14 protein-coding genes are annotated in these 12,354 nt (G+C 67.9%); 3 read left to right on the forward strand and 11 right to left on the reverse strand.

Going from position 1 to position 12,354, the window contains the following annotated elements:
- Positions 1-7 precede the first annotated feature (7 nt).
- The 7 genes from WDM86_06240 to WDM86_06270 form a co-directional block, all read right to left on the reverse strand.
- Entirely contained in the window at positions 8-352 is a 345-nt protein-coding gene (locus WDM86_06240) for an AtpZ/AtpI family protein (GenBank protein ID MEI9989619.1), read from the reverse strand.
- Between the two features lie 177 nt (positions 353-529).
- The gene (locus WDM86_06245) at positions 530-865 is read right to left on the reverse strand and encodes a DUF5615 family PIN-like protein (protein ID MEI9989620.1); all 336 of its coding nucleotides are present in this window, start codon (positions 863-865) and stop codon (positions 530-532) included.
- Between the two features lie 8 nt (positions 866-873).
- A complete protein-coding gene (locus WDM86_06250) occupies positions 874-1,107 on the reverse strand; it encodes a DUF433 domain-containing protein (GenBank protein MEI9989621.1) in 234 nt (77 codons plus the stop codon).
- A 41-nt stretch (positions 1,108-1,148) separates the two neighbouring features.
- A complete protein-coding gene (locus tag WDM86_06255; protein ID MEI9989622.1) occupies positions 1,149-4,607 on the reverse strand; it encodes an AAA family ATPase in 3,459 nt (1,152 codons plus the stop codon).
- 37 nt (positions 4,608-4,644) lie between these two features.
- Positions 4,645-5,307 (reverse strand): thioredoxin domain-containing protein, encoded by a 663-nt coding sequence (locus WDM86_06260; protein ID MEI9989623.1) that lies wholly within the window; start codon positions 5,305-5,307, stop codon positions 4,645-4,647.
- 86 nt (positions 5,308-5,393) lie between these two features.
- Complete coding sequence (locus tag WDM86_06265; protein MEI9989624.1) at positions 5,394-6,056, reverse strand: DsbA family protein; 663 nt, start codon at positions 6,054-6,056, stop codon at positions 5,394-5,396.
- 56 nt (positions 6,057-6,112) lie between these two features.
- Complete coding sequence (locus WDM86_06270; protein MEI9989625.1) at positions 6,113-6,610, reverse strand: DciA family protein; 498 nt, start codon at positions 6,608-6,610, stop codon at positions 6,113-6,115.
- A 9-nt stretch (positions 6,611-6,619) separates the two neighbouring features.
- Between WDM86_06270 and mutY the strand changes: the two genes are divergently transcribed.
- Entirely contained in the window at positions 6,620-7,717 is a 1,098-nt protein-coding gene (mutY, locus tag WDM86_06275; GenBank protein MEI9989626.1) for an A/G-specific adenine glycosylase, read from the forward strand.
- Between the two features lie 2 nt (positions 7,718-7,719).
- On the opposite strand, the gene WDM86_06280 is transcribed toward mutY, so the two are convergent.
- Entirely contained in the window at positions 7,720-8,145 is a 426-nt protein-coding gene (locus WDM86_06280; protein ID MEI9989627.1) for a hypothetical protein, read from the reverse strand.
- A 96-nt stretch (positions 8,146-8,241) separates the two neighbouring features.
- On the opposite strand from WDM86_06280, the gene WDM86_06285 reads away from it, so the two are divergent.
- A complete protein-coding gene (locus tag WDM86_06285; protein MEI9989628.1) occupies positions 8,242-9,168 on the forward strand; it encodes a LysR family transcriptional regulator in 927 nt (308 codons plus the stop codon).
- Between the two features lie 496 nt (positions 9,169-9,664).
- Here WDM86_06285 and WDM86_06290 read toward each other — a convergent pair whose 3' ends face one another.
- The 3 genes from WDM86_06290 to WDM86_06300 form a co-directional block, all read right to left on the reverse strand.
- Complete coding sequence (locus WDM86_06290; protein MEI9989629.1) at positions 9,665-10,741, reverse strand: site-specific DNA-methyltransferase; 1,077 nt, start codon at positions 10,739-10,741, stop codon at positions 9,665-9,667.
- 73 nt (positions 10,742-10,814) lie between these two features.
- A complete protein-coding gene (locus WDM86_06295) occupies positions 10,815-11,477 on the reverse strand; it encodes a ribonuclease HII (GenBank protein ID MEI9989630.1) in 663 nt (220 codons plus the stop codon).
- A 74-nt stretch (positions 11,478-11,551) separates the two neighbouring features.
- Entirely contained in the window at positions 11,552-11,923 is a 372-nt protein-coding gene (locus WDM86_06300) for an SET domain-containing protein-lysine N-methyltransferase (protein ID MEI9989631.1), read from the reverse strand.
- A gap of 225 nt (positions 11,924-12,148) precedes the next feature.
- Here WDM86_06300 and WDM86_06305 point away from each other — a divergent pair, with 225 nt between their 5' ends.
- Complete coding sequence (locus WDM86_06305) at positions 12,149-12,337, forward strand: hypothetical protein (GenBank protein ID MEI9989632.1); 189 nt, start codon at positions 12,149-12,151, stop codon at positions 12,335-12,337.
- Positions 12,338-12,354 lie beyond the last annotated feature (17 nt).

Here is a 12,354-nt window from a genome sequence, read left to right on the forward strand (position 1 = left end):
CACGGGGTCAATTCTCCTCGTCGTCCCTGACCGAGGGGGCTGGCCCATGGGCCGCCATCTCGGCGTTGATTTCTCCGGCCGCGCGCATCACGTTGCGGATTCCCGCCGCGGCGCCCAGCACGAACAGCACGATGAGGAAGACCGGTTTGGTATGGACACCGAAATGTCCGAACAGCCAGTCGATGCCCCATCCCAAGGCGCCGCCCACCAGCAGCGCCGCCACGAGCTCCGTCGCGAAACGGGAGGCGATGCCCAGTTGCGTCGGCGCCGCCCGCTTCACGGGCGCGGCGTGCTTCGCCTGGGCTTCGTCCAGCCGCTTGCCGAGATCGCGCAGATTTCGAGGGTCGGGCATCGAAGACCTTCCCGTCTCTTTTGGCCGAAATTCCGCGCTAAACCGGCCTTCGCGGCTCGCTCGAAGGCGCGCGGAACATAGGGTTGGGTTTTGGAGGTGTCAACAACGCAAGAATGGCCGTAAGTAGCGGAACTTGCTGGCAAAATATGAGGCGCGGCGATATGCGCGCCGGTTCCTCTACCAATTCAATTCCACCAACCGAGCACCGGTATCGAAGCGATTCAGGATCGTGGAGAAATCTCTCTCGAATCGATAGAGCAATTGCCAGTTGGAACAATTGCCCAAGCAAACGCGCAAAACACGGGGGCCAGGCGTAGCTGCGGCCGGCACGATGAAGTCGGCATCTTTGGTGACGATGATAGCCTCGCGCTCGATGGCATAGCGCCAGATATCCTTATCCTCCGCTTGGCCCAGACCCAGGTCGAGGACGTGAATTCCATCATGACCCTTGGTTCGGAGATAAGGAACCAATTGTCGAGGGATATGGACGTCGCAGACGAAGAAAACGCCCATTCTCGGGGCTATTCCGCAGCTTTGACGACGGGATGCTCGAGCGCGTTTGCGGCGTATGCCAGGGCCGCGCGAATGTCATCGGCCTCAAGGAAATCGAAGTCGGCCAATATCTCCTCGGGTGTCATACCGCCAGCGAGCATCTGGAGAATGTCGATGACGCGCATGCGGTAACCCCTGATGCAAGGGCGGCCGCTCATCTTGCCCGGCTCGACGGTGATGCGCTTCAGCAGGTCTTCCGACATGGTCGTTAACATAGCGCAATCGGCCAAAAAGGGCCACTTGCCTACTCCGCCGCCACCTTCTCGGCCTGGGCGAGGGTCACGGAGACGAGCTGGCTGACGCCGCGCTCCGCCATCGTCACGCCGAACAGGCGGTGCATGCGGCTCATCGTCAGCGCGTGGTGGGTGATCACCAGGAAGCGCGTGTCGGTCAGGCGGGTCATCTCGTCGAGCATGTTGCAGAAGCGCTCGACATTGGCGTCGTCGAGCGGCGCGTCCACCTCGTCCAGCACGCAGACCGGCGCCGGGTTCACCAGGAACACCGCGAAGATCAGCGCCATCGCGGTCAGCGCCTGCTCGCCGCCCGACAGCAGCGCCAGCGACTGGAGCCGCTTGCCCGGCGGGCGGGCGAAGATCTCCAGGCCGGCTTCGAGCGGGTCTTCCGATTCGGTCAGCGTGAGCTTGGCCTCGCCACCTTCGAACAGCTTGCCGAACAGCGTCTGGAAGTTGGCGTTGACCTTCTCGAAGGAGGCGATCAGGCGCTCGCGGCCTTCCTTGTTCAGGCTGGTGATGCCGCGGCGCAGGCGCTCGATGGCGCCGACGAGGTCGTCGCGGTCGGCGATGAAGGCCTGCAGCCGGGTCTCGTGCTCGGCCGCCTCTTCCTCGGCGCGAAGGTTTACGCCGCCGAGCTGCTCGCGCTCCTGCTTGAGCTTCTCGACGCGCTTGTCGGCCTGTTCGAGCGGGGGCAGTTCTTCGCCCTCCCTGATCTCGGCGCGTTCGGGCAGGTCTTCCGGCGTCGCTTCCAGCTCGTCGCGGATGCGGTCGCGCAGTTCGGCGATGCGCGCGTTGGCGGCTTCGAACAGCGCCTGGCCGCGGGCGCGTTCCTCGCGGGCGGCGGAGAGCGCGGCGTCGGCGGATTTCGCCGCCTTGTCGGCTTCGGCGAGAACGGTCTCGGCGACGGCGCGGGCGTCGGCCGCTTCCTGCCGCGCGACATCGGCCGCGCCGATGGCGTCGAGCAGCGCGCCGCGCTTGGCGGCGATCGCTTCGGGCAGGGCCTCGGCCGTGGCGAGTTCGGCGGAGAGTTCCTCGCGGCGGCGCTCCAGTTCCTCGATATGGCTGAGCGCGGCCTGGCGGCGTTCTTCCCAGCGACCGCGCTCGTCGGCGATGGCCGTGAGCCGGCGGGCGCGGACCTCGCCCTCGCGCTTGAGGCCATCGAAGGTGGCGCGCGCTTCGGAGTAGGCGGTGCGCGCCTCGGCATTGCGGCCGCGCGCGGTCGCGACATCGTTGGTGAGCGTCACGCCGTCGCCGAGCTGTTCCAGCTCGGTTTCGGCGGCGCGGCGCGATTCGAGCGCGGCGTCGTGGCTCTGCGTCAGGCGGCGGATTTCGGCTTCGAGCGAGGCGAGCTGCGAGGCGCGCTCGGCGGCGGCGCGGGCGGCCTTGGTCGCGAAATCCTGCGCGGCGATCAATGACTGGTCGAAGTCGCGCTGCTCGCGCTCGGCGGCGCGTTCGGCGTCGCGGGCGGCGACCGCGGCCTCCTTGGCGGCGGTCCAGGTGGCGAACACCGCGGCGCGGCGCTCGCGCGCGCCTTCGATCTCAATATCGAGCGCGGCGAGGCGGTTCTTCTGCGACAGGCGGATGGCGGCGGCGGACGGCGCGTCGGCGCTCGCCGAATAGCCGTCCCAGCGCCACAGATCGCCGCGCGGCGAGACCAGGCGCTGGCCGGGCTTGAGTTCGAGCTGCAGGCCCTTGCCCTGATCAGGAAACACGACGCCGGTCAGCGCCAGGCGGCGCGCCAGCGCGCTGGGACCCTTCACGAAATCGCCGAGCGGCCTTGCGCCCTCGGGCAGCGGCGCGCCTTCGTAATAATAGAGTCCGAGATCGCGCCAGTGATGCGGCGAGGCCTCGTCCAGCGGCGCGTCGAGATCGTCGCCCAGCGCGGCGGCCAAGGCCGCCTCGTAGCCGGGCTGCACGGTCACCGCATCGACCAGCGGCGGAAAGAGATCGTGGCCGTCGGGACGCAACAGGTCGCCCAGCGCCTTGGCCTCGGCCGACAGGCGCTGCCATTCGCGCTCCGCCTCTTCGAGCGGCGTGCGGGTCTCGCTTTCGATCCGCTGCGCCTCGGCGAGCGATTCGCGCGCGGCGGCGGCGGCGGCACGCGCCGTCTCGGCCAAGGCACGGGCACGTTCGGCGGCGTCTTCCGCGTCGCGGACGTCCGGCGCCTGGGCGGCTGCTTGCATCGCGGCGTTCAGGCGGGCCTGGGCCTGCTGAAGCTGGGCGGCGCTGGTCTCGGCGAGCGCGCCGGCGAGTTCGCGCGAGCGTTCGGCGCTCGCCTTGCGGGCGTTCCACTCGGCGAGTTCGGCGGTGAGGCGTTCGAGCGTCTTTTCTGCCTCTCCCAGCGCTTCGTTCAGGCTCGCGGCAAGCGCGTCGGCTTCGACGAGTTCGTCGGCGGAGCGGGCGATGGCGGCTTCGAGCGTCTCGGTTTCGGACGAGAGCGTGCCGAGCGCCGCCTGCGCGTCGTTGTCGAGCACGCGGTCGCGTTCGATATCCTGTTCGGTCTGGCCGATGCGCTGGCGCAAGCGCTGCGCGGTCTCGCGCGCGCGGGCCTCTTCCCGTTCGAGCTGTTCGCGCTCGACGGTGAGGCGGTGCAAAGCGGCGTTGCGTTCGGCCTCGGTCTGGCGCAGCGGCGGCAATCCGCTGGCCGCGTTCGCCTGCGCGGTCGAGGCTTCGGCCGCCAGCGCGGTGCAGGCTTCGACCGCGGCGATCGCGGCGGCGAGATTCTCCTCGTCGGCGCGCAGGCGCAGTTCGGCGGCGGTCCAGCGCAGGTGATGCGCCAGCGCCTCGGCCTTGCGGATATGGCCGGAGAGGTTGCGGTAGCGCGAGGCCTGGCGCGCCTGGCGCTTGAGGCTGGCGAGCTGGCCTTCGACCTCGTGGATGACGTCTTCCAGCCGGCCCATATTGGTTTCGGCGGCGCGCAGGCGCAGCTCCGCCTCATGGCGGCGCTGGTGCAGGCCCGCGATGCCGGCGGCCTCTTCCAGGATGGCGCGGCGCGCCAGCGGCTTCTGGCTGATCAGCAGGCCGATCTGGCCCTGGCGCACGAAGGCGGTCGAGCCGGCGCCGGACGACGCATCGGCGAAGAAAAGCTGCACGTCGCGCTGGCGCACGTCGCGGCCGTTGATGCGATAGACCGAACCGGCCTCGCGCTCGATGCGGCGGGAGACTTCGATCGAATCGTATTCGTTCCAGGCGCCGGTGGCGGTGCGGTCGGTGTTGTCGACGAACAGCGTGACCTCGGCCATGTTGCGGGCCGGGCGCCCGCCGGAGCCGGCGAAGATCACGTCGTCCATCTCGCCGCCGCGCAGCGAGGACGGGCGCGTCTCGCCCATCACCCAGCGCAGCGCGTCGAACAGGTTGGATTTGCCGCAGCCATTGGGCCCGACCACGGCGGTCAGCCCGGGCTCGACATGCAACTCGGTCGGTTCGACGAAGGACTTGAAACCCGACAGCCGGAGCCTGGTGAACTTCAAATGCTGTGCGCCGTCCTACGCTTTAAAGCCGGCGGTGCTACTTTTTCGCCAGCAGTGAATCCAACTTCGCCTTGATCTCGGGCCATTGCGCGCCGGCCGTCTGCACTTCGCCGTTGATGACGAAGGTCGGCGTGCCGTTGATCCCGTACCGCGTCTGGGCGTCCTGCGAGACGGCCATGACGCGGGCATTCTTGTCCTTGTCCCGCATGCAGGCGACGGCTTGATCGGCGCTCATACCGGCGATTCGCGCCTGGCCGACCAGTCCGCCCTCGACGTCCTGCACGCCGTTTTCCGGGTCCCACTTGTCCTGATTCCGGTAGAGCTGGTCAATGAACGCGAAATAGTTATCCGCAGGCAAACAGCGGGCGAGCGACTCGGCGGCGACGTCGGGCTGGCCGATGGGGAAGACGCGGAAGATGTAAAAGACCTTGCCGGTGTCGATATACTGCGATTTGAGGACCGGGATGCCTTCCTCGTTGAACCGCGCGCAGTGCGGGCACATCGGCGCGGCATATTCGATGGCGACGATCTTGGCCTTGGGATTGCCCAGCGTCCGGTCCTCGGCGGTGAGGTTGGTGCTGGCGCCGGCCGCCGGAACGATGGCCGCCCCGCCCGAATTTCCCATCACGTACCAGGCGACGGCGCCGAGAACGACCAGCGCCAGGACGACGGCACCGACAAGGATCTGGTTGCGACTCACGGGCGCTCTCTCCAATTTGGAACCGCCTGCTTTTGGCAGACCGGCCGCAAAGCTTCAATGCCGGCAAGACAGCGCGGAACAGGGGGCTATTTCAAGAGCTTGGCGTCGAGGGCGGCTTTCATGGCCGTCCAGGGCCATTCGCCGCTATAGGCCTTCTGGCCGTCGACGATGAAGGTGGGCGTGGCATTGACGCCGTAGCGGGTGGCGCCGTCCTGCGCGATCCGCAGGGTGCGGGCCTGGGTGTCCTTGTCGTCGATGCACTGGCCGGCCTTGTCTTCCGGCATGCCGGTGGTGGCGGCCATCGCGATCAGCGCGGCGCGCACGTCGAGGATGGTGTGGCCGTCGGGGTCCCATTTCTCCTGGTTGCGGAAGAGGAAGTCGATGAAGGCGAAATACCGCGACCGGGGCAGGCAGCGCGCGATGCCTTCGGCGCCGATATCGGGATCGCCGATGGGAAAGACGCGGAAGGTGTAGAACACCTTGCCGGTATCGATGTACTCGGCCTTCAGCCGGGGAAATTCGTTCATGTCGAAGCGGGCGCAGATCGGGCACATCGGCGCGGCGTATTCGATCATCTTGATCGGGGCGTCGGGCGAGCCGAGCGTGAATTCGTAGTCGGCGGGCGTGGCGGCCTGGGCGTCGGCGGACGGGGTTTCGTCGTCGCGCTCATGCGACGTGTACCAGGCGAAGATGCCGAGCCCGACCAATGCCAGGACGATGATGCCGAGGAGGACCTGGTTGCGGTTCACCTTGTGCGCTCCTCGCGCCGGTTGCTCCGCCGTTTTGGCAGAGCGCCCAAGATCGTTCAATCGGCACCGCGTCCGCGGGTGCGCTGGCGGGCGAGATTGAGCAGGGCCTGGCCGAGCTCCGGCGGTCCCTGCCAGCGCCGCGCCGGATCGGCGGACGAGGGATCGGTGGGCTTGGGACGTTTCGGCGGCGGCGGATGGCGCTCGGCCAGCGGGCCCTGCACGAAGCGCAGGCGCACGACGGCGACGCGGCCGAGATAGGAATTGATCCGGGCGCACAGCGCGCGGCTCTCGTGCTGAAGGAACAGGGCCGCCGCCGGCTCGGCCTTCAGGGTGAGCAGGCCGCCGCTCGCCGTTTCGGAGAGCCGGATCGGGCGGGCGAGGCGCGCGGTCTCGGCGCCGGCGATCTCGGCCCAGCGCAGCACGAGCGAGGGATCGGCGAAACCGGCGCGCGCGAAGGCGGTCCGGGCGGCAAGCGTCGCGTCGCCGCCGACCTCGCCGATCCAGCCGCGACGCTTGGGCGGTTCTGGTTGTTTCTCGGACTTCTCTTGCGCCATGGTGCGAGTATGCCCGCCTCCACGAAGAAGAAGCAAAAGCCGACCGGCGTTTCCGCACGGCAACTGCTCGATTGGTACGACGCGAACCGGCGCAGCCTGCCATGGCGCGCCAAGCCGGGACGCCGGGCCGATCCGTATCATGTGTGGCTCTCGGAGATCATGCTGCAGCAGACGACGGTGCAGGCGGTCGGCGCCTATTACGTCAAGTTCCTCAAGGCGTGGCCGACGGTCGGCGCGCTGGCCGCCGCCGAGCAGGACGAGGTGCTGACCGCCTGGGCCGGCCTCGGCTATTACGCGCGGGCGCGCAACCTGCATGCGGCGGCGAAGGTCGTGGCGGGCGAGATGGGTGGTGCGTTTCCGGAGAGCTTCGAAGGCTTGCGCGCGCTGCCGGGCGTCGGCGACTACACCGCCGGCGCGATTGCGGCGATCGCGTTCGACCTGCCGCATGCCGCGATGGATGCCAATGCCGAGCGGGTGATCGCGCGGGTGTTCGCGATCGGCGAGCCGCTGCCGAAATCCAAGCCGGCGATGCGGGAGGCGCTGCAGGCGCTGGTGCCGGCGAAGCGGGCAGGGGATTTCGCGCAAGCGCTGATGGATCTGGGCTCGCTGATCTGCACGCCGAAGCGGCCGGCCTGTCCGCGCTGTCCGTGGTTCGAGGATTGCGAAGCGCGGCGGCGCGGCATCCCGGAAGAATTGCCGGTGAAGGCGCCGAAGATGGTGCGGCCGCTGAAGCGCGGCGCGGCGTTCGTGGCGCGCGACGCGGAGGGCGCGGTGCTGCTGGTGAAGCGGCCCGAGAAGGGGCTGCTCGGCAACATGATGCAGCCGCCGCTGGGGGCGTGGGGCGAGGATTTTCCGACTCGCGACGAGGCGCTGAAACAGGCGCCGTTCCAGGCCGATTGGCATAAGCGCGTCGGCATCGTCCGCCACGGCTTCACGCATTTCGAGTTGGAGATCGAGGTGTATGTGGCGGAGGTCGCGAAGCGGCCGCCGGTCGCCGGCGCTGTCTGGGCAGGCGACCTCGCGGCCGTCGCGCTGCCCACGGTGATGAAGAAGCTCGTCGAGCATGCCTTTCCCGATGAAGGGCCGCTCTTCGCGCGACGGCGCTAGCCTCACCGGAACGACCAGGAGCGCCAGCCCTTTGCCAGGACGTAGCTGAGCAGCGTCACCACGGCGAGGCTGCCGTCGACCATCACGATGTTGCTGCTATCGTCCGAGACTGACGCGCCGGCGATGTGCGTCGGCACGATGAACAGCACGAAGATCGTGATCGCCGCCTTGTGGAAGAAGGCGAGCTCCCAGATGCCGGGCAGGCGGCGCGGCAAAAGGCCGAGCAGGATGAAGAGGCCGGCGAAGACCAGGAAGGCCAGCATCCGCCACGCCTCGATGTTGATCCGCGCTGGCGCGATGGCGTGGAAGCCGAGCGCGGCATTGGCGAAGGCGCCAATCGAGGCGATGCCGAGGACGAGCATCAGGAGGCGCGCGAGGCGGTCGCGGGCGGGCGAGACGCCGGGCTGCCGGGTGGATTGGGACGTCATCGATGGTCTCCCGTTTGGGTCTGCATCCTTTCAAGATTGGCGCGTCCGGCTGTAAAATAAATTGCTGAGCTTCGTTCTTCTGCTATAGGAAAAACCATGAGCCAGGAGCCGGATTGGACGCTTTACCGGACGTTCCTCACTGTCATGCGGCATGGCTCGCTGTCGGCGGCGGCTCGCCTGCTGGACCTGACGCAACCCACCGTCGCGCGGCATATCGCGCTGCTCGAAGCGGCGCTGGAGGTGGATTTGTTCCTGCGCTCGCCGCGCGGCCTGTCGCCGACCGACATCGCGCGCGATCTGCTGCCGCAAGCCGAGGCGATTGCCGCCGCCGCGGCGACGCTGATGCGGACGGCCGAGAGCGGCAAGGGCGAGATGACGGGCTGCGTGAAGATCAGCGCCAGCGAGAACATGGGCGTGGAGCGCCTGCCGCCGATCCTCGCCGCGCTGCGCCGTCAGCATCCGCGGCTCGATATCCAGCTCGTGCTGTCGGACGATGTGCAGGACCTGTTGGCGCGCGAGGCGGACGTTGCTGTCCGGCAGGCGATCCCGACGCAGAACGCGCTGTTCGTCAAAAAGCTGGCGCCGACGGCGATCGGGCTTTATGCCCATCGCGCCTATCTGGAGCGTAGGGGCGAGCCGCGCTCGCTCGATGCGTTAGGCGATCACGATCTTATCGGCTTCGATACGCAGACGCCGGCGCGACGCGCGGTATCGCAGGGGTTTCCGGAGCTGAAGAATCTGCGCTTTGCGTTACGGGCCGACAGCGACCTGGCGCAGCTTGCCGCAATCCGGTGCGGCTTGGGGATCGGCCTCACGCAAGCCAACATCGCGGCCCTCGATCCGAACCTGAAGCGTGTGCTGGCAGACAAGTTCTCTTTCGAGCTGCCGCTTTGGATCGCGATGCACGAAGACCTGAAATCGAGCGCCATCTGCCGCGCAGTGTTCGATGCGCTGGCGAAGGGCCTTTCAGCGCCGGTTCGCTGGTCCGGGAAGGGAATTGTAAACCAAGCCCTCGACTTTTGAGCGCGACGTCCCCCGCCGCGCCTGTGAGGCGGCAGTTCCTCGCCTTAAATATCCTGGCGAGGAGGACACCAGATGGCGATTCCGCAAGCGCGTAGACGGATAGGCCGGCGTGCCGCGCGCCGCCTGGCTCTCAGCGAGGCACAGGGCCATCGTTGCTGTTATTGCGGCATCGCATTGGCTGACCCCAGCGTGAGCCCCAACTCGGCGACTCTAGAGCACGTGATTCCGATGGCGGCCGGCGGCTGGGACGGCTGGCTGAACACCGTCGTCGCCTGCCGGCTCTGCAATTTGGGACGGGGGGCGATGGTGGCCACGTCCTATTTCGGTCTGGTCCGCAAATTTGGCCGTGACGGCGCGCGTGAGAGGGGGCTGGCTTGGTATCGACGCCAGATGCTGCGCGGACGAGACGGCGCGAGCCGTGTCTGCCGCGAACAGCATCGTTCCGCTCCGCTCTATCGTATGCTGGCGCAGGTCGGCAGCGGCTGGCGGCGCGCGGTTAGGCGAGATCGGCCCGCAGCCGCTGACGCAGCACGTCGATCGGTACCAGCGCGCCGTTGTGCTCGTATTGCCAGAAGGTCCAGCCGTTGCACGCATCGAGCCCCTGCACATGCGCGCCCATCTGGTGGATCGAGCCCGTCGCGTCCGCCGTCACCAGCGTGCCGTCGGCGCGCACCTTGGCGCGGTGGCGCTTCTGGGTGCCGTGCAGCACGGTGCCCGGCGGCAGGAGGCCGCGCTCGACCACCCAGCCGAACGGGATGCGCGGCTCGGAGCGCTTGGACTTGGTGACTTCGATGGCGTCGTCCGGCGCGCGGGTCACGGCGGCGATGCGCTCGCGCGCGATGCGGGCGTAGTCGCGGTCGCGCTCCAGCCCGATGAAATGGCGGCCCAGCCGCCGCGCCACCGCGCCGGTGGTGCCGGAGCCGAAGAACGGGTCGAGCACGACGTCGCCGGGCCTGGTCGAGGCCACGATCACGCGGTGGAGCAGCGCCTCGGGCTTCTGAGTCGAATGCGCCTTCTGGCCGTCGGCGCCCTTCAGCCGCTCATTGCCGGCGCAGATCGGCAGCGTCCAGTCCGAGCGCATCTGCAATTCGTCGTTCAGCGCCTTCATTGCCTCGTAGTTGAAGGTGTATTGCTGCTTGGGCGTCTTGGTCGCCCAGATCAGCGTCTCGTGCGCGTTGGTGAAGCGGCGGCCGCGGAAATTCGGCATCGGGTTGGTCTTGCGCCACACCACGTCGTTCAGGATCCAGAAGCCGAGGTCCTGCAGGATCGCGCCGACCCGGAAGATGTTGTGGTAGGAGCCGATCACCCACAGCGTGCCGGTGTCCTTCAGCACGCGGCGTGCCTCGGTCAGCCATTCGCGGGTGAAGCGGTCGTACTCGGCGAAGCTGCCGAACTGGTCCCAGGCGTCGTCCACGGCGTCGACCTTGGACTGGTCGGGGCGGCGAAGCTCGTTCTTGAGCTGGAGATTGTAGGGCGGGTCGGCGAAGACGAGGTCGGCGACGCCGTCGGGCAGCGTCCGCATGCCTTGGACGCAATCGCCCTCGATCACCTGATCCAGCTTCGTGCCCGCCATGCGCCCCACCGTTTATCAACAGAAGGGCGCACAGTGATTCGGCGGCGAGTCGCCGTCAAGAGTCCGTTTTGAATCAGGGCGTTAATGCGGAGTCTTCGAGAGCGGCGATTTTGGAGTCCCCAGGATTCACACCGTACAAGATGTTGTGGACGGGCGCGAAACTGCGCCGGTGGTGGTGGCAGGGGCCGTGCCGGGTCAGCGCCGACAGGTGCTCCGGCGTGCCGTAACCTTTGTTGGTCAGCCAGCCGTAATGCGGATGCGCCGCGTGCAGCGCCGCCATCATGCGGTCGCGCGTGACCTTGGCGATGATCGAGGCGGCGGCGATGGAGACCGACTTGGCGTCGCCGTCCACGATGGTGTCGCAGGGGCAGGGCAGCGCCGGCGCGTCGTTGCCGTCGACCAGCGCGAAGGCGGCGGCGACGTCCAAGGCGCGGACGGCGCGGGCCATCGCCATATGCGTCGCCTGACGGATGTTGATGAGGTCGATCTCGTCGACCGACGCCTCGCCGACGCCGACCGCGACGGCGGCGGCCATGATCAGCGGGAACAGTTCCTCGCGCGTCTCGGCATCGAGCTGTTTGGAGTCGTTCAGGCCCTTGGGAATCTTCTTGCGGTCGAGGATCACCGCTGCCGCGACCACCGGACCCGCCAGCGGGCCGCGCCCGGCCTCGTCCACCCCGGCCACGGGGCCGGGGCGGAGCTTCAGCACGCGCGATTCGTAGATGTAGTGGGGCATCGTCTCGACAGTATCAGGACGATTCGGTCGGAAAAGCGAACGGAGCGGGTCCGCCGCGACTTATGCACATTCCCTCACGCCGATTTCGCGAACCACAGCGGCACGCCGTAGTCGATCGTGAGTTCCTCGCCTTGCGCGATGTCGCGCAGGGCGTGGACGGCGATCTCGTCGGCGTCGTAGCGGTGGTCGAAAGTCACGTTCGGCGCCTCGGAATGATTGTAGAGGCTGAGATAGCCCAGCCCGATGGCGCACTCCTTCCCCGGTGCCAGCCCGCCCGGCGCGTCCTCGCCCCAGGCGAGGCTGTAATCGGTGAGGCCGGGACATTCGGAATCGGCGAGCGCCAGCGGCAGGACCGGCGAGCATTCCAGCATCTCGCCCTGGGCGATGGCGGCGGTGGCGACGACGCCGCGGCCTTTGCCGGCGAGGCGCTTCCAGGCGATCTTCATGTCCGACTCATTGCTGGAACCGATATCGAGTTTCCGCGCCGGCGCGATCCTGTCGAGGGTGAGCGAAGCCGCAGCGCCAAGCGACGCGGATTTCCCGCCTTCGCTCCGCCCTGCCGTTTCATAATGGCACAGGCGCGCGGCATAAGGGGCCGGTCCGTACGTATATCAAACGAATTATCCGCGCGTCGCGCCGGGCCTATCACTGTGCGCAACGGAGTGCGCAACATGACGGACGAGTATCTCGTGCAATCGACGGCGGATGTTCTGCTCGCGGGGTTTCCGCGCGAGGCGCGCCGGATCGCGATCCTGCTGTGGGACGATTGCATGACGCAGGGCGATAGCGCGCGCGCCGACATGTGGGCCGACGTGGCGCACGCGATCGAACAGATGACGCGGCGCGACCGGCTGAATTAGTCCGCGTCGCCCCGGAT

It is taken from the genome of Rhizomicrobium sp. (assembly GCA_037200045.1).
Lineage (GTDB): Bacteria > Pseudomonadota > Alphaproteobacteria > Micropepsales > Micropepsaceae > Rhizomicrobium.